This is a genomic window from Paracoccus sp. S-4012 (assembly GCF_009674885.1).
Classification (GTDB): Bacteria; Pseudomonadota; Alphaproteobacteria; order Rhodobacterales; family Rhodobacteraceae; genus Paracoccus.
On sequence record NZ_WKKA01000005.1, the window covers coordinates 217,723 to 238,965 of the forward strand.

Genomic DNA, 21,243 nt, shown 5'->3' on the forward strand with positions numbered 1-21,243 from the left:
CTTTCCGAGAGGGTGCCGAAATGAGCGACCTCGCTTCCCGCAGATGCGTGCCCTGCGAGGGCGGCACCCCGCCGCTGCCGTCCGAGCGGGCGCGCGAGATGCTGGGCGAACTCGACGGCTGGAGCCTGACCGAGGACGGCCGCGCGATCACCCGCCGCCTGAGCTTCAAGGGCTTCGCCAAGGCGCAGCAGACCGCGAACGTGGCCGCCTGGGCGGGCGACCGCGAAGGGCACCACCCGGATATCCGCTTTGGCTGGGGCTATTGCGAGGTCAGCTATACGACGCATGAGGCGGGCGGGCTGACCGACAACGATTTCATCTGCGCGGCGAAGCTTGACCGGATTCTGGCGGGGTGATCGGACCGCCGGGGCAACGCGCAGGGTGCATGCTCTGCACGCACCGTCGCGCCTCGTGGTGCGTGCGGAGCACGCACCCTACGTCTCCCTGACAACGTAGCCCGCGCTTGCCCCCTCCCCCTCCCCGCACTAGGACAAAGCCGATCCGAGGGAGTCCGCCGCCATGAAGAACAGCCGCTTCGACAAGTCCCGCCTGCCCAGCCGCCACGTCACCGAGGGGCCGGAGCGGGCGCCGCACCGCTCGTATTTCTACGCGATGGGGATCACCGACGAGGAGATCCACTCGCCCTGGGTCGGCGTTGCCACCTGCTGGAACGAGGCCGCGCCCTGCAACATCGCGCTGAACCGGCAGGCGCAGTCGGTCAAGCAGGGCGTCAAGAAGGCGGGCGGCTGCCCGCGCGAGTTCACCACCATCACCGTGACCGACGGCATCGCCATGGGGCATGAGGGGATGCGCTCGTCGCTCGCCAGCCGCGACGCCATTGCCGACACCGTCGAGCTGACCATGCGCGGGCATTGCTACGACGCGCTCGTGGGCCTCGCCGGATGCGACAAGTCGCTGCCGGGGATGATGATGGCGATGGTTCGCCTCAACGTGCCAAGCGTGTTCATCTACGGCGGCTCGATCCTGCCCGGCAATCTCAACGGCCGCGATGTGGTGGTGCAGGACGTGTTCGAGGCGGTGGGCCAGCACGCCGCGGGCAACATGTCGGACGCCGAACTCGACATCCTCGAGCGCGTGGCCTGCCCTTCGGCCGGGGCCTGCGGCGGGCAATACACCGCCAACACCATGGCCTGCGTCAGCGAGGCAATCGGCCTCGCGCTGATGAACTCCTCCGGCATGCCCGCGCCCTACGAGAGCCGCGATGCCTTCGGCCTCGCCTCCGGCGAGGCGGTGATGAACCTGATCGAGAAGAACATCCGCGCCCGCGACGTCGTGACGCGCAAGAGCCTCGAGAACGCCGCCCGCGTCGTCGCCTGCACCGGCGGCTCGACCAACGCGGGCCTGCACCTGCCCGCGATCGCGCATGAGGCGGGGATCGACTTCGACCTCTTCGATGTCTGCGACATCTTCCGCGAGACCCCCTATTTCGTGAACCTCCGGCCCGGCGGCGATTATGTCGCCAAGGACCTGTTCGAGGCGGGCGGCGTGCCGGTCGTCATGCGCGAGTTGCAGAAGGCCGGGCTGATCCACGAGGACTGCATGACCGCCTCGGGCCGCACCATCGGCGAGGAACTCGACCGCGTGACCCGCGAGCCGGACGGCAAGGTGATCCACCCGGTCGCCACGCCGATCACCGCGACCGGCGGAGTCGTCGGCCTCAAGGGCAACCTCGCCCCCGACGGCGCCATCGTGAAGGTGGCGGGCATGGCCCCGGAACAGCAGGTCTTCACCGGCCCGGCCCGCGTTTTCGAATGCGAGGAGGACGCCTTCGAGGCCGTCACCCATCGCGGCTACAAGGAAGGCGAGGTCATCGTCATCCGCAACGAGGGCCCGGCGGGCGGTCCCGGCATGCGCGAGATGCTGGCCACCACTGCCGCCCTCTCCGGGCAGGGCATGGGCAAGAAGGTCGCGCTCATCACCGACGGCCGCTTCTCGGGCGCGACGCGGGGCTTCTGCGTCGGGCATGTGGGCCCCGAGGCCGCGCATGGCGGGCCGATCGCGTTCCTTCGGAACGGCGACGTCATCACCATCGACGCCATCCGGGGCGAGATCAGCGTGGCGCTGAGCGACGAGGAGCTGGCCGCACGCAAGGCCGGCTGGGCCGGGCCGCGCACGACCGATTACGCGTCCGGCGCGCTCTGGAAATACGCCCGGCTGGTCGGGCCGGCGCGGCAGGGCGCGGTGACGCACCCGGGTGCCGAGGCCGAGACGCATGTCTACATGGACCAGTGACGGTCCCTTGCGGCGGCTCCTCGGCCGCCGCCACCCGGTCCGCGACTGGCGCCGCCTCGCCCGCGAGGCGGCGCGGCCCGGTCCCCAGACCGATGCTTTGCGCGGCGAGGCCCGCGCGCTCCGGCGCGACCTCGACCACTATCTGCTGGCCTCCGATCCCGCGGTCGTCCGCGACGCCGGGGGCCTCGCGGACCTGACGCTGCCCGCCGGGACCGACTGGCGGTGGCGGCCGCCGGTCCTGTCGGCGGCGCTCGCGCACCATACGCTCATCACGCCCGAGAACGGCCGCGGCCTCGGCGAGGCGGCGCAGATCTTCCACGACTGCCCGCTCCGCGCCCTGATCCTGCGCCAGATCCGCAACCGCCGCAACGAGGACCCCGCCCCCTTCGGGCTGAAGGTCGAATGCTTCGGCTTCCTCGGCAGCTACGCCGCCCTCGCCATCCCGCTGCCGCCCGAGGCCGTCGCCGGGCTGACCCGCGGCCATATCCTTCGGATGGCGCTGCAATTCGACGTGGACCGGCCGGTGGGCGTCGCGGCGCGGCTCCACATCCGCAACGGGCCGAACACCGACCGCCTGCATGTGCCGCTCGAGGGCGTCGTCGCGGGCCGTCCGAACCGGCACCTGGTCGAGTTCGACATGGCCGACACCGAGATCGACGAGGCGCGGCTCGAGGGCGGCTGGATCGACCTGATGATCATCGAGCCGGCGATGACCGGGCTGGCGCTGCGCGACATGGTCGTCTCGCGTCACCCGCGGGCCGAGATCTGAGGAGGCTGGCGATGGAACGCTGGGAGGAACTGGGGCTGCGGGGCGGCGTCTGGCAGGGGGTCTGGCACGCGCCCGAGGCGCCGGGAGCGGTCGGGCTAATTCACGCGGGCGAGCGCGTCGGCGCGGCCGAGGTCGAGCCGCTCGACGCTGGCCGCTGGCGGATCACGGCGCGGCTGCCGGCCGACCTCCTGACGCTCGGGACCAGCTGCCTGATGCTGATGGCGGGCGAGCCGGGCACGCGGCTGATCGCGGCGCTGCCGCTGCATGTGGGGGCGGGGGAGGAGCCGGACCTGCGGGCCGAGATGGAGCTGATGCGGGCCGAGCTGGACTTCCTCAAGCGCGAGTTTCGCAACTTCGCGGGCGCGCTGATGTCGGAGGCCTGAAGTCAACGGACCTGCGGGCTCGTTCCTATAGAGCGCCCGTCGCTACCCTCAAGCAACAGAGGTCGGCGTCCTCCGCGGGAGGGCGGACGCTGACCGATCCGCGGGGCGGATCGGTCGTCCCTTGGCTGACGGTGCGCGCAAATGGGCACAGGGTCCCACTTGCGGACGCGGCAAGCTTGGCACCGCGGCGCATCGCCGCTACCGACGCCGCCAGTAGCCGTAGCGGCCCACATCAGTGAAGCCGAGCCGGCGGTAGAGCGCGATCGCGGGCCCGTTCTTCTCCGCCACGGCCAGCGCCATGCGGGTCGCCCCATGCGCCGCGGCCCAGAAGGCCGCCCGGCGCAGCATCGCGCCGCCAACGCCGAGCCGCCGGAAGCCCGGCGCGACCTCGATCCCGTGCAGCATGGCCACGTCGCCATGCACCGCGCAGAAGCCCGCGCCGGCCGCGCGATCCTTCACCCGCCCGAGCAGCGCCGCCTTCGGCTGCGGCGCGCGCGCCATCACCCGCTGCCGCGGGGCATCGACCGCCCCCGCGGACCACAGCTCGCGTTGCACGGCGAGCGGCGGCCAGAGCGCGAAGGCGGTCATGTCCGGCACCGCCTCCCCCGTCAGCGCGTCGAGCGCTGTTGCAAGAATCAGCGTCGGCTTCTCCGCCCGGTAACCACGCGCCTCGAGCGCGGCGATCAGGCGCGCATCGCCCTCCAGAACCCGGAACAGCAGCGGCTGATGCCAGGCCTCGTGCTGCAGCTCCGCCGAGGCGAGGTCGGCCTCGGTCCAGTCCTCGGCGACTTTCCGGGCCGAGCTGACCCGGCCCCCGGCCCCTTCTCCCCGGCCGACCACGAAGCCGCCGCATTCCGCAAGCTCCGCCGGCGGCCAGGTCGCCTCGAAGGCGGCGCGCAGCGCGGCGTCGATCACGACGCGGCGCCGATGCGGCGCTTGAGCACCGCCATCGCCTCCGCCACGCGGGCCGGATCGAGGCCGCGCACCACGAGGTTGGTGCCCCAGCCGCGCTCGTCCCGGAACGGGTAGGAGCCGAGGGCGAGGTCGGCGAACTCGCCCTGCACGGCCTCCAGCTCCACCGCCACCTCGCTCTCCCCGCGGCGGACCTCGAGGCTCTCGCTGACCTGCGGCCGCCCGCCCTGAAGCGTCGGGATCAGCGCCTCGACCATCGAGCGGAACACCTCCGGCACCCCCGCCAGCACATGAGTCGCCCCGATAGAGAAGCCGGGCGCGGCCGAGACCGCGTTCTCGATCAGCCGCGCGCCGACCGGGATGCGCGCCATCCGCAGCCGGTTCTCGTTCAGCTCGAGGCCGATGCGGGCGTAACGCTCGGCCATCGCCTCGCGAGCGCGCGCGTTGATCTCCAGCACCGTGCAAAAGGCGTCGGCCACGGCATCCGCGGTGATGTCGTCATGGGTCGGGCCGATCCCGCCCGAGGTGAAGACGTGGTCCCAGGCCCCGCCGAGCGTCCGGTCCATCCCCCGGATCGCCGCCACGATGCGGTCGTGGTCGTCGGGCACGACACGGATCTCCTGCAGGTCGAAGCCCGCGGCCGCCAACACGCCGGCCAGGTGATGGGCGTTGCCCTCGCGCGTGCGGCCGGAGAGGATCTCGTCGCCGATGACCAGGATGCCGGCGGTCGGGTTGTCGGACTGCATCTCGGCTCCCTGAGGCTGATGCCGCCTTCATGGCAGGGCGGCGGGGCTGGAACAAGCCGCGCCGAGGGTCTATCTCGGCCTGCATGAGCGATCTGCGAGACCCCATGCTGAACGGCCGCCTGACCCGCGACGGCATCCGCATCCACGCGCCCGAGGATTTCGAGGGCATGCGCATCGCCGGCCGACTCGCCGCCGAGATCCTCGACCAGGTCGGCCCGCTGGTCGTGCCCGGCGCCACCACGGCCGAACTGGACGATTTCGTCCGCGGCCGGGTCGAGGCGGCGGGCGCGGTCTCGGCCACCATCGGCTACAAGGGCTACCAGCACGCCTCCTGCATCAGCGTGAACCACGTCGTCTGCCACGGGATTCCGGGCGAGAAGGTGCTGGCCGAGGGCGACATCCTCAACATCGACGTGACCGTGATCGTGGACGGCTGGTTCGGCGATTCCTCGCGGATGTATGCCGCCGGTACGGCGCCGCGCAAGGCCGTGCGGCTGATGCAGGTGACGCATGACGCCCTGATGCGCGGCATCGCCGCCGTCCGCCCCGGCAACACCTTCGGCGACATCGGCGCCGCGATCCAGGCCTTCGCCGAGGGCCACCGCATGTCGGTCGTGCGCGAGTTCTGCGGCCACGGGCTCGGGCGCGTGTTCCACGCCCCGCCGAACGTGCTGCATTTCGGCCGCCCAGGCCGTGGCGCGGTGCTGGAAGAAGGCATGTTCTTCACCATCGAGCCGATGATCAATCTCGGCCGCCCCGAGACCAAGGTGCTGGCAGACGACTGGACCGCGGTGACGCGCGACAAGTCGCTCTCGGCGCAATACGAGCATGCGGTGGGAGTGACGGCGGAAGGCTGCGAGATCTTCACGCTCTCGCCGCAGGGGCTTTACGACGGGGCGTTCCGAGACGGGTGAGGGCCGGTGCGTGCATAGCACGCACCCTACGCATCCGTAAGGTGCGTCCTCTGGACGCACCAACTCACCCCTCCAGCCGCGAGAAATCCGCGATCCCCTGCCCCGCCGCCCTGATCCGGTGCAGCAGGTTCAGCCGGTTCCGCCGCACCACCTGATTGTCCGTATTCACCTGCACCGCCTCGAAGAAGGCGTCGATCGGAGCGCGCAGGGCGGCGATGGCGCTCATCGCGGCGGGGAAGTCCTCGGCCTTGATGGCGCGGGCGATGGCGGGCTCGGCAGCGTCGAGGGCGGCGAAGAGAGCGCGCTCCTCATCGGTCTGCGCCAGCTTCGGCTCGGGGCCGAAGGAGTATTCGACGCCGTCCTTTTCCTCGGCCTGCACGAGGATGTTCTCGGCCCGCCGCAACCCCTGCACGAGGTTCTCGCCGTCCGGGGTCTTGAGCATGTCCGAGAGCGCCGTCGCGCGGGCGACCACGGCCACGAGGTCGTCGTTGCCCGGCAGCGCGAGCACGGCGTCGATCACGTCATGGCGGATGCCCTGCTCCCGCAGGTGGACCTTGAGGCGGTCGTGGAGGAAGGCGAGGAGGTCGTTGGCGACTGCTTCACCGCGCATCTCCTCCCTACCCAATCCCTGGATGCCGCTATCCGGGTCAACAGGAACCATTCGCCCTTCAATACGAAGGCGCGCTTCTTCAGCCAAATCCTCGGGAAGCGGGTCAAGCTGGGAGAGTTGAGCATCGAACCCTCGCATCTGGGCTTGCCCAAAGACAGATCCAAGTTGCGAAACGATAACCCTCTTCAGCGGCAAGCGAGAACCACTGGAAAGAACCAAGCGTATCACCCCTAGTGCGGCGCGGCGCAGCGCAAAGGGATCCTTGCTTCCAGTGGGTTTCTCGTCAAACCACCAGAATCCCGTCAGCGTGTCGAGCTTGTCGGCCAGTGCCACCGCCACGCTCACCGGCGCGGTCGGGACCGGCTCCTCCGGCCCCCGCGGCGCGTAGTGGTCGCGGGCGGCGTCGGCCACGGCCTCCGGCAGCCCCGCGGCCTGCGCGTAGTAGCGGCCCATCACGCCCTGCAACTCGGGGAACTCGCCCACCATCCCCGAGCGGAGGTCGAGCTTCGCCACCCGCGCCGCCTGTCCGGCCTCGTCCGGGTCGGCCCCCACCGCCGGGGCAAGCTCGCGTGCCAACGTGGCGATGCGCTCGATCCGGTCAGCCTCGCTGCCGAGCTTCGCGTGGAAGGTCACATGCTTCTGCGCCTCGGCCCAGGCGCCCATCCCGGCCTTGGCCTCGCGTAAATCGTTTTCCCAGAAGAACGCCGCATCCGACAGCCGCGCGGCCAGCACCCGGCGGTTGCCGGCCAGAATGGCCTCGCCGCCGTCCGCCGCCTCGATGTTGGCGACCGTGACGAAGCCCTCGATCCGCCCGGTCTTCGGGTTCCGGGCCGAGAAGAACTTCTGGTGCTCCTTCATCGAGGTCCGCAGCACCTCGGGCGGCAGATCCAGAAACCGCGCCTCGATCGCGCCCATCAGCGGCACCGGCCATTCGAGCAGCCCGGCGACCTCCGCCAGCAGGCCGTCATCCGCGACGATCTCCCAGCCGCGCGCAAAGGCCATCTGCGCGGCCTCGTTGCGGATCGCCTCGGCGCGCTCGGCCGCGTCCAGCATCACCTTCGCGGCGCGCAGTTTCGCGGCGTAGTCGTCGAAGGAGGTCACGCGGAGGGCATCCGGCGCCATGAAGCGGTGGCCGCGGGTAGTATCGCCGGCCACCAGGTGCTCGACCGTCAGCGGCACGACCTCGGCCCCCGCCTCGTCGGTCAGGATGCAGAGGATCGAGTGCAGCGGCCGCACCCAGCGCAGGCTGCCGCCGCCCCACCGCATCGACTTCGGCCAGGGGAAGTCGCGGATCACCTCGTCCAGCACCTCGGCCACGATCTCCGCCGCCGGGCGGCCCGGCCGCTCGATCACGGCGAAGAAGGCCTCGCCCTTCTTCTCGGCCCGCCGCTCCAGCTGCTCCAGCGTCAGCCCTGTCGAGCGCAGGAAGCCCTCGATCGCCTGCGCGGGGGCGTCGGTGCGCGGCCCCTTGCGCTCCTCGCGCTGCGCCTTGCTCGCCGCGCTGAGCCCCTCGACCGCGAGCGCCAGCCGCCGCGGCGTGGCGAAGGCCCCGGCCGAGGCATAGGTCAGCCCCGCCTCGACCAGCCCGTCCGTCACGAGGCGCTTGAGGTCCGCGGCCGCACGGGCCTGCATCCGGGCGGGGATTTCTTCCGAGAACAGCTCGATCAGAAGGTCGGGCATCAGTCCATCACCCCGCGTTCCGGCGTCTTGTCGTTCAGCTGATGCCAGGCAAAGGCGCGGCCGTCCGGGTAGACCGCGATCACCCGGTCCACGTCCGGCCGCACCTCGGCCTGCCCCAGATAGGCCGTCGCCGCGCCGCTCTCGAGGTCGGCGGTCAGCGCCCGGGCCGAGTAGCAGTGGAACCAGTTCGGCCCGTTCAGCGGCGTCGCGCCCTCATAGGGCTGCGCGGTCGCGGCCAGCGCGGGATCGATCTCGAAGCAGGCGCGGTAGCGGATCGGCGAGGAACTCGCGTCGATGGCGCGGAAATCGGTGATCGCCACCGGATGCTCGGCGCCCGAGGCGTCCGTCAGCACGATCTCCTGCGCGCCGGTGAGCTCGTTCCACGGCTCGTCCACGGGGTCGTAGAAGGCGTAGACCTGCAGATACCACACCGCCACGCCGGTCAGCAGCGCGACCAGCAGCAGCATCGAGACGACGATCTTGCCCGAGTTCACGCCGCCGCCCCTTCCGCCGCGACCCAGGCATCCGCGCAGGCTTTCGTCAGCGCGCGCACGCGGCCGATATAGGCCTGCCGCTCGGTCACCGAGATGACGCCGCGGGCGTCGAGCAGATTGAAGAGGTGGCTGGCCTTGATCGCCTGGTCGTAGGCGGGCAGCGGCATCGGGATCGCGCGGCCCGCGGCATCCTCAAGCGGCGCGGCGAGGATGCGCGCGCATTCGGCCTCGGCGTCGCGGAAATGCTGGAGCAGCATGTCGGTGTCAGCGACCTCGAAGTTCCAGCGGCTGTATTGCCGTTCCGCGTCGCGGAACACGTCGCCATAGGTCAGCGGGATCGGCGCGTCGGGGTCGTTGAAGGGCATGTCCATGACATGCTCGACGCCGAGGACATACATCGCGAGGCGTTCCAGCCCGTAGGTCAGCTCGCCGGAGACCGGGTGGCAGTCATGGCCGCCGACCTGCTGGAAATAGGTGAACTGGCTGACCTCCATGCCGTCGCACCAGACCTCCCAGCCGAGGCCCCAGGCGCCGAGTGTCGGGCTCTCCCAGTCGTCCTCGACGAAGCGGATGTCGTGGCGCAGCGGGTCGAGGCCGATGGCGCGGAGGCTGTCGAGATAAAGCTCTTGCAGGTCCGGCGGCGAGGGTTTGATGATGACCTGATATTGATAGTAATGCTGGAGCCGGTTCGGGTTCTCGCCGTAGCGCCCGTCGGTCGGGCGGCGCGAGGGCTGGACATAGGCTGCCGCCCAGTGCCGCGGGCCGAGCGAGCGCAGCGTGGTGGCCGGGTGGAAGGTGCCCGCGCCCACTTCCATGTCGTAGGGCTGCAGGATCGCGCAGCCTGATGCCGCCCAATGCGCCTGCAGCCTCAGGATCACGTCCTGGAAACAGCGCGGACGATCCTCGCGGCCGGGGCTGGTCATGGGCTGGTCCTTTTGCGTAACTGCCGCCCGAAGGCAGCCCCGGCCTTCTAGGCAGGGGCAAAGCAAGGGTCAACGGAGGGGCGGCATGCGGCTGCGCGCAGGACTGGCGGTGATGGCAGTGGCGGCGGCTTGGGCCGGAACGGCGGCGGCGCAGGACGTCTATATCCGTATCGAGGCCAAGCGTGGGGCGGCGGCGGAGGAGGCGGCGGACGGCTGGGCCGCGCGGTTCGACGACGTCGTGACCTTCACGCTGCCGAACGGCATGACGGGCATCGCCCTCGGCCCGCTGGAGCCGGGCGCGGCGTCGGCGCGGATGGCGGAACTGAAGGAAGCGGGCGAGATCCCGCAGGACAGTTTCGTGACCGCGGTGGCCGGGGCGGAGCCGGTGGCCGCTGCGGCGGCGCCGGAGACAGAGGCGCCCGCGGCTGGTCCCGGCGGCTTCGAGGCGGCGCTCGACCGTTTCGCGCCGGGCGCCGGGGCATCGACCGCGGGGCTGGGCGATGCGAGTGCGCCGGACGCGGTGGCGCCGGGGTCCGATTCCGCCCCTCCCTTGCCCGAGGCGGCCGCCGCGACCCACCAAATCCAGCTTCAGGCCACGCCCGGCGCGACCGCGGGCGTCGAACTTCTCGCCCGGTGGCGCGAGCAGTTCCCCGATGCGGGCCTCTGGCTGCAGCCGGGTGGCTGGTATTCCATCGCCCTTCCCGCCCAGCCCGAGGCCGAGGCGCAGGCCCGGCTGGACGCGCTGATCGGCGAGGGGCGCATACCGGCGGATGCGTTCCTGACGGCCGCCGCGGAGATGGGCGAGCTGATCGACGCGCCGGATAACGTCGGCGAGGCCGTGGCGGACGCGACTGCCGGGATGGAGTCGCCCGCCGGGGCGGAGGATGCCGCAGCGGGCGGCCCGGAGCCGGATGCTGAAGCGCAGTCCGGGGAGACCGCTGCCGCTGCTTTTGAATCGGAGGCAGTGGCGGATGAGCCGGTCGCTGGCGAGCCGGTGGCGTCCGATGACGTGTCGCCGGAGGTTGCCGCCTCAGAGGGTGTAGAGGGCGCGGCGCAGCCCCCGGAAGTTGTGGCCGATGCGGAAGACACGACCGCCAATGCAGAGGCTGCCAGTGAGGGCGCCCCGGCGGAGGGCACGGATGCCGGAGAACCTGCACCCGAGGCGGCGGAGGATACCGTTACCGAGGCCCCCCCCGCCCCGGCGACCCCCGCGGTCATGCCCCCGATCGAGGACATCCAGCAGGCCCTCCGCTGGGCCGGCTACTATGACGGCCCGATCGACGGCATCTCCGGCCCCGGCACGCAGGCAGCCATCGAAGCGGAGATCGAGGCGGTCTCGCCCGGCGCCGACCCGGCCGAGGCGATGGTGGCGCTGCTCGCCCGCCGCGAGGCCTGGCGCGAGGAGCTGGGCCTCTGGCCGCTGCGCGATGCCGAGACCGGGATCACCCTCACCGCCCCGACCGCGCGGCTGGCCTTCGACCGGGTCGAGCATGGCCTGTCAATCTACGGCCCGAAGGACGGCTCCGGCGCGGCGCTGATCCTGTTTGCGCAGGAGGGCGACGCGGCGGCGATGAGCGAGCTGGCGGGCTTCGTCACGGCGCTCGGCTGGGTGCCGGACCCCGAGCGGGTCGAGGAGCGCAACCGGATCGTGCTGGAGGGCGCCGATGGCGACCACGCCTCGCGGGCCGAGTTGCGGCTCGTGGACGGGGTGGTCGAGGGATTTGTGCTGATCTGGCCGGCGGCGGATGCGGACAACGCGCGCAGGCTGGCGGTGGAGGCGGCGGAGAGTTTCGTGCGGGCGCCGGTGGGCGACTGATGCGGCAGCCTGCCTCGGGGCTTGTCGCTGGCCTTGTCGATCCAGAGGTCAGCGTCCGCCCTGGTGGACGCGAAGCGTCCGCCGGTGGGAGGGCGGACGCTGACCGATCCGCGGGGCGGATCGGTCCTCCAGCGGCTGAGGGCGCGCGCAAATGGGGGTGGGGCCCCATTTGCGGACGCGGGGCGTCGGCAGCTCACGCCGTCTGCGACCGCCAGAACCGCGGCAGCAGCAGCACCAGCACCGAGACCAGCTCCAGCCGCCCGAGATACATCCCCGCGATCATCAGCCACCTGGCCGAGGCCGGGAACTGATCCACCGCGCCTGTCCCGCTCACGCCGGGGCCGAACACCGGGCCGATATTGGCGATCGACGTCCAGGCCGCCGTCAGCGCCGTCCTCGGCGCGAGGCCGGTCAGCCCGAGGCCGACGATCAGCAGGCCGAAGGTCAGGATGAATAGCGCCATGAACGACATCACCGAATCGAGCACGTCTTGGTCCAGCCGCCGGCCCTCGTAGCGCAGCGGCAGGATGCGGTGCGGCGCGGCCATGCGCCGCAGCTGGACCCGGATCGCCTCGGCCAGCACGAGGTAGCGGAACACCTTGATCGAGCAGACGGTCGAGCCGGTGCAGCCGCCGATCAGCCCGCAGAGAAACAGCACCGCCAGAACGAACGGCCCCCAGCCGCTGACATCGCCAAGCGCGAAGCCGGTCCCGGTGAAGATCGAGATCGTGTTGAACAGCGTCTCGCGGGCCATCGTCTCGGTGACCAGCGGCGCGCCCACCGGCAGCGCCGTGGTGACGCCGCGATAGAGGATGATCGCCGCCGTCGCATAGGCGATCCAGCGCAGGAAGGCGCGGGCCTGCGGGTCGCGCCAGAGCGGCATCGGGTCGCCGTGCATCAGGTGGACCAGCCGGATGAAGGGCAGCGCCGCCAGCACCATGAACAGGCAGGCGGTATACTGTGCGCCCGCGCCGAAGACCGCGAAGCTCGCATCGTGGTTCGAGAAGCCGCCGGTCGAGCAGGTGGCGAAGGCGTGCAGCACCGCGTCGTAGCCGGACATGCCCGACACCCGATAGAGGAGCGCGCAGGCCACCGTCATGGCGACGTAGACGGCGGTGAGCTGGCGCGCGAGACCGGCCGCCGAGGGCAGGTCCTTGCTGCGCATGTCGAAGCCCTCCGAGCGGAAGAACTGCATCCCTCCGACGCGCATCACCGGCAGGAACAGCATGGCGACCACGACGATCCCGAGGCCGCCCTCCCACTGCAGCATCGCCCGCCACATGTTGGCCCCAGGCGAGAGCAGGTCGAGGTCGGGATAGATCGTGGTTCCGGTCGTGGTCATGCCCGACATCGCCTCGAACAGCGCGTCGAGAAAGCCGGTCTGCGTCTCGCCGACCATCAGCGGCACGGCCCCGAAGAGCGGCGCGACCAGCCACAGGAGCGAGGTCAGCAGGAAGGCCTGCTCGACCGTCAGCGGCTCGGCCGGGCCATCGGTCGCGGCGGCGACGAGGCCTCCGGCCAGCGCGCCAAGACCCGCCGTGAGCGCGAAGGCGAGCCAGTCCGGATGTCTGGCCTGCCAGTCGAGCCAGGCGGGCAGGATCATCGTCCCGGCCATCGCGACGATGACCTTGGCGGTGACGCGGATGACCGGACGGACGGCAAGCATTGCCTTGCATCCTCCTGCGCAGGCCCGGCGGTCAAGCGCCCCCCGCGCAGGCGCGCCCGCGCGTTGCCGCCTTGCCTCGGCGCGCGCCGCCGCTAGGGTGCGCGCCAGATTGCCGCAGGAGGACCGGCCGCGATGTTCAACAAGATCCTTGTCGCCAATCGTGGCGAGATCGCGATCCGGGTGCTGCGCGCCGCGAACGAGCTCGGGAAGCGGACGGTGGCGGTCTATGCCGAGGAGGACAAGCTGAGCCTCCACCGCTTCAAGGCGGACGAGGCCTACCGGATCGGCGCGGGCCTCGGGCCGGTCGCGGCCTATCTGTCGATCCCCGAGATCATCCGCGTGGCGCGGGAAGCCGGCGCCGACGCGATCCATCCGGGCTACGGGCTGCTCTCCGAGAACCCGGATTTCGTGGACGCCTGCACCGCCGCCGGCATCGCCTTCATCGGCCCGACCGCCGCCACCATGCGGGCGCTCGGCGACAAGGCCTCGGCGCGGCGGGTCGCCATCGAGGCCGGGGTGCCGGTGATCCCGGCGACCGGCGTGCTGGGCGACGACATGGACGCGATCCGGGGCGAGGCTGAGGCAATCGGCTATCCGCTGATGCTCAAGGCGTCATGGGGCGGCGGCGGGCGCGGGATGCGGCCCATCGCCGGGCCGGAGGAGCTGGAGGCCAAGGTCCGCGAGGGGCGGCGCGAGGCGGAGGCCGCCTTCGGCAACGGCGAGGGCTATCTCGAGCGCATGATCGAGCGCGCCCGCCACGTCGAGGTGCAGCTCCTCGGCGACAGCCACGGCGGGCTCTACCATCTCTATGAGCGCGACTGCACCGTGCAGCGCCGCAACCAGAAAGTGGTCGAGCGCGCGCCGGCGCCCTACCTTTCGCCGGAGCAGCGCGAGGAGGTCTGCGGCCTTGCGCTCAGGATCGGCCGCGCGGTCGGCTATGTGAACGCGGGCACGGTCGAGTTCCTCCAGGACATCGACTCGGGCGATTTCTACTTCATCGAGGTGAACCCCCGCGTTCAGGTCGAGCATACCGTGACCGAGGAAGTCACCGGCATCGACATCGTGCAGGCCCAGATCCGCATCGCCGAGGGCGCGCGGCTGGCCGAGGCGACCGGGGTGCCGTCACAGGATGCGGTCGCCCTTCGCGGCCACGCCATCCAGTGCCGCGTCACCACCGAGGACCCGCAGAACAACTTCATCCCCGACTACGGCCGCATCACCGCCTATCGCAGCGCCACCGGCAACGGCATCCGCCTCGACGGCGGCACCGCCTACGAGGGCGCGGTCATCACCCGCTTCTACGATTCGCTGCTGGTCAAGGTCACGGCCTGGGCGCAGACCCCCGACGCCGCCATCCGCCGCATGGACCGGGCGCTCAGGGAGTTCCGGGTCCGAGGCGTCTCGACCAACATCGACTTCGTCATCAACCTGCTGAAGCACCCGGTGTTCCTCGCCGACGAGGCGACCACGCGCTTCATCGACACGACGCCCGAACTCTTCGACTTCCGCCCCCGCCGCGACCGCGCGAGCCGCATCCTCACCTACATCGCCGACATCAGCGTGAACGGCCACCCGGAGACCGCCGGTCGCCGGCTGCCCCCGGCCGCCGCCCGCGACCCGGTCCCGCCGACACCCAAGGGCGAGCCCCGGCGCGGCACCCGCCAGATCCTGGACGAAGGCGGGCCGCAGGCGGTGGCCGACTGGATGGCCGCCCAGCAGCGTCTCCTCGTCACCGACACCGCCATGCGCGACGGGCACCAGTCGCTGCTGGCGACGCGGATGCGCTCGATCGACATGATCCGGGTGGCGCCGGCCTATGCCGCGAACCTGCCCGGCCTCTTCTCGGTCGAGTGCTGGGGCGGGGCCACCTTCGACGTGGCTTACCGCTTCCTGCAGGAATGCCCCTGGCAGCGGCTGCGCGACATCCGCGCCGCGCTGCCGAACGTGATGACGCAGATGCTGCTCAGGGCCTCGAACGCGGTCGGCTACACCAACTATCCCGACAACGTGGTGCAGAGCTTCGTGGCCCAGGCGGCGCGCTCGGGCGTGGACCTGTTCCGCGTCTTCGACAGCCTCAACTGGGTCGAGAACATGCGCGTGGCGATGGACGCGGTGATCGAGAGCGGCAAGGTCTGCGAGGCCGCGATCTGCTACACCGGCGACATCCTCGACCCCGCCCGCGCGAAATACGACCTGCGCTACTATGTCGGGATGGGCCGCGAGCTGCGCGATGCGGGCGCGCATGTTCTGGGCCTCAAGGACATGGCGGGGCTGCTGAAGCCCACGGCTGCCGGCGCGCTGATCCGCGCGCTGAAGGAGGAGGTGGGGTTGCCAATCCACTTCCACACCCACGACACCTCGGGCGCCGCCATCGCCACCGTCCTCGCCGCCGCCGAGGCGGGCGTGGACGCCGTGGACGCCGCGATCGACGCCATGTCGGGCGGCACCTCGCAGCCCGCGCTCGGCTCGATCGTCGAGGCGCTGCGGCATACCGAACGCGACACCGGCCTCGACATCGAGGCCATCCGCGCGATCTCGAACTACTGGGAGCGGGTGCGCGACCAGTATGCCGCCTTCGAGGCCGGCAGCCGCGCGCCTGCCTCCGAGGTCTATCTCCACGAGATGCCGGGCGGGCAGTTCACCAACCTCAAGGCGCAGGCGCGCTCGCTCGGGCTCGAGGACCGCTGGCACGAGGTGGCCGAGACCTATGCCGAGGTGAACCGCATGTTCGGCGACATCGTGAAGGTGACGCCGTCCTCGAAGGTCGTGGGCGACATGGCGCTGATGATGGTGGCGCAGGGGCTGACGCGGGAGCAGGTCGAAGACCCGGCGGTCGAGGTCGCCTTCCCGGACTCGGTGGTGGACATGATGAAGGGCAATCTTGGACAACCGCCGGGGGGCTGGCCCGAGGCGCTGCAGCGCAAGGTGCTGAAGGGCGAGGCGCCAGTCACCGAGCGTCCCGGCGCGCTGATGCCCCCGGTGGACCTCGGCGCCGAGCGCGCGACGCTCGAGGCGCGGCTCGAGGGGATGGAGATCGACGACGAGGACTTCAACGGCTACCTGATGTATCCCAAGGTCTTCACCGACTACGCTGAACGCCACCGCAGCTACGGCCCGGTGCGAACCCTGCCGACGCGAACCTTCTTTTACGGCATGGAGCCGGGCGAGGAGATCTCGGCCGAGATCGACCCCGGCGTGACCCTGGAAATCCGCATGCAGACCATCGCCGAGGCCGACGAGACCGGCGAGGCGAGGGTGTTCTTCGAGCTGAACGGCCAGCCCCGCAACGTCCGCGTCCCGAACCGCCGCCTCACCGCCCGCGCCGCCGCCCGCCCCAAGGCCGATGCGGCCGATCCCTGCCAGATCGGCGCGCCGATGCCGGGCGTGGTGGCGACGGTCGCGGCGCAGCCCGGCCAGCCGGTGAAGCCGGGCGACCTGCTGCTCACGATCGAGGCAATGAAGATGGAGACCGGGCTCCACGCCGACCGCGAGGGGCGGGTGAAGGCGATACATGTGACTCCCGGGACGCAGATCGACGCCAAGGATCTGTTGGTCGAACTGGAGTGAGGGGAGGCGGCTGCCGCGCGAGGGATTGGGCGCAGGGTCCCAATCCCGCTTGGAACCTCGACGCGGCGAAACAGAGGGTCCGCGCCCGCACGAAGGTCGGCGCAATCGCGCCCGCCTGTGGGGCGGGCGGGCGCGGACCCGTCCGCTTTGGCGGATGGGCGGGAGTTAGCGGGACGGTCAGCCTATGAAGGAAGCCGAGCCGTAGGGTGCGCCCTTCGGGCGCACCGCGCCGTCCTCACCCGAGCACCACCAGCGCGTGCCGCTTGCGCCCGGCCGTCAGCTTCAGCGGCGCGGCCAGCATCTCCGCCCCGACCAGCTTCCCCGCATCCTCCGCCGGCGCGTCGTTCACCCGCGCGCCGCCCTCGGCGATCAGGCGCTTCGCATCCTTCCCCGACTTCGCCAGCCCGCTCCGCACGAACAGCTGCGCCAGCGTGATGCCCTCGCCCAGTTCCTCGGCCGTCAGCGCCAGCGTCGGCAGGTCGGCCCCGGCGCCGCCCTGCTCGAAGACCTCGCGCGCGGTCGCCTCGGCGCGCGCGGCGGCCTCCGGCCCGTGCAGCAGCGCCGTCACCTCGTTGGCGAGCCGCACCTTCGCCTCGTTGATCTCGGCCCCCTGCAGCGCGCCGAGCCGCTCGCATTCCTCCACCGGCAACTCGGTGTAGAGCTTCAGGAACCGCCCCACGTCGGCATCGGTCGTATTCCGCCAGAACTGCCAGAACTCATACGGGCTCAGCATCTCCGCCGAGAGCCACACCGCGCCGCCCGCCGACTTGCCCATCTTGCGCCCGTCCGAGGTCGTCAGCAGCGGCGAGGTCAGGCCCCACAGCTCCGCCTCCTCGACCCGGCGCCCGAGGTCGATGCCGTTCACGATGTTGCCCCACTGGTCCGAGCCGCCCATCTGCAGCCGGCAGCCATAGCGGCGGTAGAGCTCGGTGAAGTCGTAGGCCTGCAGGATCATGTAGTTGAACTCCAGGAAGGACAGCGATTGCTCGCGGTCCAGGCGCGACTTGACGCTCTCGAAGCTGAGCATCCGGTTGACCGAGAAATGCCGGCCGATGTCGCGCAGGAAGTCGAGGTATTTCAGCCCGTCGAGCCACTCGGCGTTGTTGACCATGACGGCATCCGTCGTGCCCTGGCCGTAGTCCAGGTAGCGCCCGAAGACGCGCTGCATGCCCTCGATGTTGGCGTCGATCTGGGCGGGCGACAGCAGCGGCCGCTCGCTCTCGCGGAAGGACGGGTCGCCGATCTTGGTGGTGCCGCCGCCCATCAGCGTGATCGGCCGGTTGCCGGTCTTCTGCCACCAGCGCAGCATCATGATGTTCAGCAGGTGCCCGACATGCAGCGAGGCGGCCGTTGCATCGTAGCCGATATAGGCCGTGACCGTGCCCTCGATCAGCGCCTCGTCGAGCGCCTCGATGTCGGTGCAGTCGGCCATGTAGCCGCGCGCGATCATCACCCGCAGGAATTCGGACTTGGGCTGGATGGGCATCGGGTCGATCCTTCTGAATCCCCGCGCTATACCGGCGCGGGCGGGTGAGGGGAAGCGGATGCTGGCGCTCGGGATGATGTCGGGGACCTCGCTTGATGGGGTGGACGCGGCGCTGATCGACACGGATGGCGCGGCGATCGCGGGTTTCGGGCGCAGCGGCTATCGCGCTTATGGCGGCAACGAGGCGGCGGTGCTGCACGGCGCGCTCGGGCGGTGGCCGGGGGAGCCGGGGGTTGCGGAGGCCGCGGCGCTGTCCGTCGCCGCCCATGCGGCGCTGGCGGGCGATTTCCCCGAGGCGGAGGTGATCGGCTATCACGGCCAGACACTCGCCCACGACCCGCAGGGGCGCGGCACGCATCAGGCCGGGTCGGGCGCGGCGCTTGCGCGCGAGACCGGGCGGCGGGTGGTCTGGGATTTCCGCGCCGAGGACGTGCGCCGCGGCGGCGAGGGGGCGCCGCTCGCGCCGTTCTTCCACCACGCCTGCGCCCGCTGGGCCGTGGCGCGCGGCGCATTGCCCGAGGCGCCGGTGGCGTTCCTCAACCTCGGCGGCGTCGGCAACCTGACCTGGACCGACCCGCGGATCGCGGCGCCGGAGGCGCCGGAGGCCTGCCTCGCCTTCGACACCGGCCCCGCGAATGCACCGCTGAACGACCTGCTCCGCGCCCGGCGCGGGGTGGCGCGGGACGAGGGCGGCGCGGTCGCCCTCGCCGGGACGCCCGACGAGGCGGTGGTCCGCGCGGCCCTGTCGCAGCCGTTCTTCGCCCGGCGGCCGCCGAAGTCGCTCGACCGGGACGCCTTCGCCGGACTGGCGGGGCAGCTCGACGGCATGTCGGACGCGGACGCCGCGGCCACGCTGGTCGCCGTCGCGGCTGCTTCCGTGGCCGAGGGGTTCCGCTGGCTGCCCGCCCATCCCGCCACGCTGCTCGTCTGCGGCGGCGGGCGGCACAATGCGGCGATGATGGGTGCCGTTGCCGCGCGGCTGCCCTGCGAGGTCGCGCCAGTCGAGGCGGCCGGGCTCGACGGCGACATGCTGGAGGCGCAGGCTTTCGGCTGGCTGGCCGTGCGGGTGCTGCGCGGGATGCCGACCTCCGGCCGCTCCACGACCGGCGTCGGCGCTCCCTGCTGCGGCGGGCGCATCTCGGCCCCGCGGGGCTGAGCGTCCGTTTCCGCGTATGAACTTCAAACACTTCGGGAACCGTTGCCGCCACGCTGCGGTTTGGACGGCATGGTGCGGCGGCGCGCCGTTCATGTAACGAGTAGAGGAACCGACATGCTTAAGCATCTTCTTGGCACGGCGGCATTCGCCACCCTGATCGCCACGGGCGCCTACGCGCAGAACAACAACAACGTGACCGACACGCCCCCCGAGGCCGCCGCTGACGCGGTTGGCAATGCGGTCTCCGATACGGTCGGGGACGCGGTCGACGCCGATAACGTCGACCAGGACGCCGAGGCGGGCGCGGTTTCGCCGGCATCACCCGCGGGCCAGGAAGGCACCCCTGACCAGAGCACCGCGCCCGCCGGCGACGCCGCTGCCGTGACGACCGCTCCGGCCGCCGGCACCGCTCCGGTCGCTGGCGCCGCCACGACGACCGACTCGACCACGGCCCCGGCCGTCGGCACGACCGCGGTTCCCGGCGGCGGCGAGGTGGTCGTGCAGCAGGCCGAGCCCGTCGTGGACGTGACCGTCCCCGAGCCGGAGGTCAAGGTGGAGCAGGGCGCACCGCAGATCTCGGTCGAGCAGCCCGAACCGACCGTCACCGTGACCCAGGCCCCGCCGACCGTCGACGTGCAGGAATGCGCGCCGACGATCACCGTGACGCAAGCGCAGCCCACCGTCACCGTGAACATCCCGCAGCCGGTCGTGTCGGTGCAACTGCCCGACCCGGTCGTGACCGTGGGCCAGACCCAGCCGCAGGTGAGCGTCACCACGCCCGAGCCGGTGGTGAGCTTCGTCCAGCCCGAGCCGCGGGTCGTGGTCGAGGACGCCCAGGCCCAGGTCAACGTGACGGGCGCCGAGGCCAACGTGCAGATCTCGACCGCCGATGCCGCCGAGGTCGCGATCACGACGGCCGAGCCCGATGTGCAGGTCCAGGAAACCGGTGAGGCCCAGGTCAACGTGACCGAAGCCGATGCTCAGGTGAATGTCGAGGAAGCCGGGGAGGCCCAGGTCGCGGTCCAGCAGAGCGACGCCGCGGTCAACGTGACCCCCGGCCAGGCGGTCGTCGCGACCGATGCCACCGCTCCCGCTACCGGCACTGCCGCGACCACCACCGTCGCGCCGGTGATGGCCACCGATGTCGTGGTCCGCGAGGGCTACGAGCTTGTTCCGGCCGACGCGCTCACCGTTGACGAGATCCAGGGCGCGCCGGTTTATGCCGCGGACGACGAGCATATCGGCGACATCAACGACGCCGTGGTGAGTGCCGACGGCCAGATCGAGCAGATCGTGGTCGGCGTCGGTGGCTTCCTCGGGATCGGCGAGCGTAACGTGGCCTATCCCTTCGACCAAGTCTCGTTCCAGCGTCAGGCGGACGGCTCGGACCTGCGCGCCTATGTCGGCACCACGGGCGCGGACGTGCAGAACCTGCCGCCCTACGAGAACTGATCCCGTCCTCCCTCAGGATCACCACGGCCCGCGCATCCCGCGCGGGCCGTTTTTCTTCGCGCTCGCCACCGCCTCGGACGATCCGGCCTTGACGCCCCGCAGGGCTTTCCGTAAGTCCCCGTCACCTCGGAGGCGATCCGGGGGTGGTCTGCGCGGTTGTAGCTCAGTTGGTTAGAGTACCGGCCTGTCACGCCGGGGGTCGCGGGTTCGAGCCCCGTCAACCGCGCCACCACCACATGTCGCCACGGGAAGCGCGCGGTTGTAGCTCAGTCGGTTAGAGTACCGGCCTGTCACGCCGGGGGTCGCGGGTTCGAGCCCCGTCAACCGCGCCACCCTCCCCCTGCGATTTGCATGTCAACGTGTCCGATCCTCACGCGGCGTCGCGCGGCGCAGCTGCGCGTTCACCGCGTTGTTGC

The 21,243-nt window shown here is 71.2% G+C and carries 16 protein-coding genes and 2 tRNA genes; 11 read left to right on the forward strand and 7 right to left on the reverse strand.

The genetic code is table 11. The features are described 5' to 3' along the window. Window positions 1-20: 20 nt before the first annotated feature. The 4 genes from GI374_RS09235 (at window position 21) to GI374_RS09250 (ending at window position 3,405) form a co-directional block, all read left to right on the forward strand. Window positions 21-356, forward strand: a complete 336-nt coding sequence (locus tag GI374_RS09235) for a 4a-hydroxytetrahydrobiopterin dehydratase (RefSeq protein WP_154336780.1) — start codon at window positions 21-23, stop codon at window positions 354-356. A 163-nt stretch (window positions 357-519) separates the two neighbouring features. Further along, window positions 520-2,253, forward strand: coding sequence for a dihydroxy-acid dehydratase (ilvD, locus tag GI374_RS09240; RefSeq protein ID WP_154336781.1), 1,734 nt, complete (start codon window positions 520-522; stop codon window positions 2,251-2,253). Further along, window positions 2,234-3,022, forward strand: a complete 789-nt coding sequence (locus GI374_RS09245) for a DUF6478 family protein (RefSeq protein WP_154336782.1) — start codon at window positions 2,234-2,236, stop codon at window positions 3,020-3,022. The genes ilvD and GI374_RS09245 overlap by 20 nt, the downstream gene beginning before the upstream one ends. 11 nt (window positions 3,023-3,033) lie before the next feature. Continuing rightward, on the forward strand, window positions 3,034-3,405 hold the full coding sequence (locus GI374_RS09250; protein WP_154336783.1) for a hypothetical protein: 372 nt from the start codon (window positions 3,034-3,036) through the stop codon (window positions 3,403-3,405). Window positions 3,406-3,603: 198 nt separating this feature from the next. On the opposite strand, the gene GI374_RS09255 is transcribed toward GI374_RS09250, so the two are convergent. Then, the gene (locus GI374_RS09255) at window positions 3,604-4,320 is read right to left on the reverse strand and encodes a GNAT family N-acetyltransferase (RefSeq protein ID WP_370515247.1); all 717 of its coding nucleotides are present in this window, start codon (window positions 4,318-4,320) and stop codon (window positions 3,604-3,606) included. After that, entirely contained in the window at window positions 4,317-5,063 is a 747-nt protein-coding gene (locus GI374_RS09260; RefSeq protein WP_154336784.1) for a molybdopterin-binding protein, read from the reverse strand. The genes GI374_RS09255 and GI374_RS09260 overlap by 4 nt, the downstream gene beginning before the upstream one ends. 83 nt (window positions 5,064-5,146) lie before the next feature. Between GI374_RS09260 and map the strand changes: the two genes are divergently transcribed. After that, window positions 5,147-5,977, forward strand: coding sequence for a type I methionyl aminopeptidase (map, locus tag GI374_RS09265; protein ID WP_229582989.1), 831 nt, complete (start codon window positions 5,147-5,149; stop codon window positions 5,975-5,977). A 64-nt stretch (window positions 5,978-6,041) separates the two neighbouring features. On the opposite strand, the gene glyS is transcribed toward map, so the two are convergent. The 3 genes from glyS to GI374_RS09280 are packed head-to-tail and all read right to left on the reverse strand — an operon-like array spanning window position 6,042 to window position 9,684. Continuing rightward, a complete protein-coding gene (glyS, locus tag GI374_RS09270; RefSeq protein ID WP_154336785.1) occupies window positions 6,042-8,267 on the reverse strand; it encodes a glycine--tRNA ligase subunit beta in 2,226 nt (741 codons plus the stop codon). After that, window positions 8,267-8,761: a DUF6446 family protein gene (locus GI374_RS09275; RefSeq protein ID WP_370515248.1), complete on the reverse strand. Its 495-nt coding sequence runs from the start codon at window positions 8,759-8,761 to the stop codon at window positions 8,267-8,269. Before GI374_RS09275 ends, glyS begins: the two co-directional genes overlap by 1 nt. Then, a complete protein-coding gene (locus GI374_RS09280) occupies window positions 8,758-9,684 on the reverse strand; it encodes a glycine--tRNA ligase subunit alpha (RefSeq protein ID WP_154336786.1) in 927 nt (308 codons plus the stop codon). The genes GI374_RS09275 and GI374_RS09280 overlap by 4 nt, the downstream gene beginning before the upstream one ends. A gap of 85 nt (window positions 9,685-9,769) precedes the next feature. Here GI374_RS09280 and GI374_RS09285 point away from each other — a divergent pair, with 85 nt between their 5' ends. After that, window positions 9,770-11,500: a peptidoglycan-binding protein gene (locus GI374_RS09285; RefSeq protein ID WP_154336787.1), complete on the forward strand. Its 1,731-nt coding sequence runs from the start codon at window positions 9,770-9,772 to the stop codon at window positions 11,498-11,500. 193 nt (window positions 11,501-11,693) lie between these two features. On the opposite strand, the gene GI374_RS09290 is transcribed toward GI374_RS09285, so the two are convergent. After that, window positions 11,694-13,166: a TrkH family potassium uptake protein gene (locus GI374_RS09290; protein WP_154336788.1), complete on the reverse strand. Its 1,473-nt coding sequence runs from the start codon at window positions 13,164-13,166 to the stop codon at window positions 11,694-11,696. Between the two features lie 132 nt (window positions 13,167-13,298). On the opposite strand from GI374_RS09290, the gene GI374_RS09295 reads away from it, so the two are divergent. After that, the gene (locus GI374_RS09295) at window positions 13,299-16,733 is read left to right on the forward strand and encodes a pyruvate carboxylase (protein ID WP_154336789.1); all 3,435 of its coding nucleotides are present in this window, start codon (window positions 13,299-13,301) and stop codon (window positions 16,731-16,733) included. Window positions 16,734-16,968: 235 nt separating this feature from the next. On the opposite strand, the gene tyrS is transcribed toward GI374_RS09295, so the two are convergent. Then, window positions 16,969-18,219 carry a tyrosine--tRNA ligase gene (tyrS, locus tag GI374_RS09300; protein ID WP_154336790.1) on the reverse strand — a complete coding sequence of 417 codons (1,251 nt, stop codon included), beginning with the start codon at window positions 18,217-18,219 and terminating at the stop codon, window positions 16,969-16,971. Window positions 18,220-18,277: 58 nt separating this feature from the next. On the opposite strand from tyrS, the gene GI374_RS09305 reads away from it, so the two are divergent. The 4 genes from GI374_RS09305 to GI374_RS09320 all read left to right on the forward strand — a co-directional run bounded on the left by GI374_RS09305 (window position 18,278) and on the right by GI374_RS09320 (window position 21,159). Further along, window positions 18,278-19,375, forward strand: coding sequence for an anhydro-N-acetylmuramic acid kinase (locus GI374_RS09305; protein WP_229582992.1), 1,098 nt, complete (start codon window positions 18,278-18,280; stop codon window positions 19,373-19,375). A 114-nt stretch (window positions 19,376-19,489) separates the two neighbouring features. After that, window positions 19,490-20,827 carry a PRC-barrel domain-containing protein gene (locus tag GI374_RS09310; RefSeq protein ID WP_154336791.1) on the forward strand — a complete coding sequence of 446 codons (1,338 nt, stop codon included), beginning with the start codon at window positions 19,490-19,492 and terminating at the stop codon, window positions 20,825-20,827. 152 nt (window positions 20,828-20,979) lie between these two features. Next, window positions 20,980-21,056 (forward strand) — tRNA-Asp (locus tag GI374_RS09315). A gap of 26 nt (window positions 21,057-21,082) precedes the next feature. After that, window positions 21,083-21,159 (forward strand) — tRNA-Asp (locus GI374_RS09320). Window positions 21,160-21,243: the final 84 nt, after the last annotated feature.

Excerpts from the sequence above, each read along its gene's own strand:
- GI374_RS09235 (WP_154336780.1), top strand. The coding sequence starts at position 21 with ATGAGCGACCTCGCTTCCCGCAGATGCGTGCCCTGCGAGGGCGGCACC.
- ilvD (WP_154336781.1), top strand. The coding sequence starts at position 520 with ATGAAGAACAGCCGCTTCGACAAGTCCCGCCTGCCCAGCCGCCACGTC.
- GI374_RS09245 (WP_154336782.1), top strand. The coding sequence starts at position 2,234 with ATGTCTACATGGACCAGTGACGGTCCCTTGCGGCGGCTCCTCGGCCGC.
- GI374_RS09250 (WP_154336783.1), top strand. The coding sequence starts at position 3,034 with ATGGAACGCTGGGAGGAACTGGGGCTGCGGGGCGGCGTCTGGCAGGGG.
- GI374_RS09260 (WP_154336784.1), bottom strand. The coding sequence starts at position 5,063 with ATGCAGTCCGACAACCCGACCGCCGGCATCCTGGTCATCGGCGACGAG.
- map (WP_229582989.1), top strand. The coding sequence starts at position 5,147 with ATGAGCGATCTGCGAGACCCCATGCTGAACGGCCGCCTGACCCGCGAC.
- glyS (WP_154336785.1), bottom strand. The coding sequence starts at position 8,267 with ATGCCCGACCTTCTGATCGAGCTGTTCTCGGAAGAAATCCCCGCCCGG.
- GI374_RS09280 (WP_154336786.1), bottom strand. The coding sequence starts at position 9,684 with ATGACCAGCCCCGGCCGCGAGGATCGTCCGCGCTGTTTCCAGGACGTG.
- GI374_RS09285 (WP_154336787.1), top strand. The coding sequence starts at position 9,770 with ATGCGGCTGCGCGCAGGACTGGCGGTGATGGCAGTGGCGGCGGCTTGG.
- GI374_RS09290 (WP_154336788.1), bottom strand. The coding sequence starts at position 13,166 with ATGCTTGCCGTCCGTCCGGTCATCCGCGTCACCGCCAAGGTCATCGTC.
- GI374_RS09295 (WP_154336789.1), top strand. The coding sequence starts at position 13,299 with ATGTTCAACAAGATCCTTGTCGCCAATCGTGGCGAGATCGCGATCCGG.
- tyrS (WP_154336790.1), bottom strand. The coding sequence starts at position 18,219 with ATGCCCATCCAGCCCAAGTCCGAATTCCTGCGGGTGATGATCGCGCGC.
- GI374_RS09305 (WP_229582992.1), top strand. The coding sequence starts at position 18,278 with ATGCTGGCGCTCGGGATGATGTCGGGGACCTCGCTTGATGGGGTGGAC.
- GI374_RS09310 (WP_154336791.1), top strand. The coding sequence starts at position 19,490 with ATGCTTAAGCATCTTCTTGGCACGGCGGCATTCGCCACCCTGATCGCC.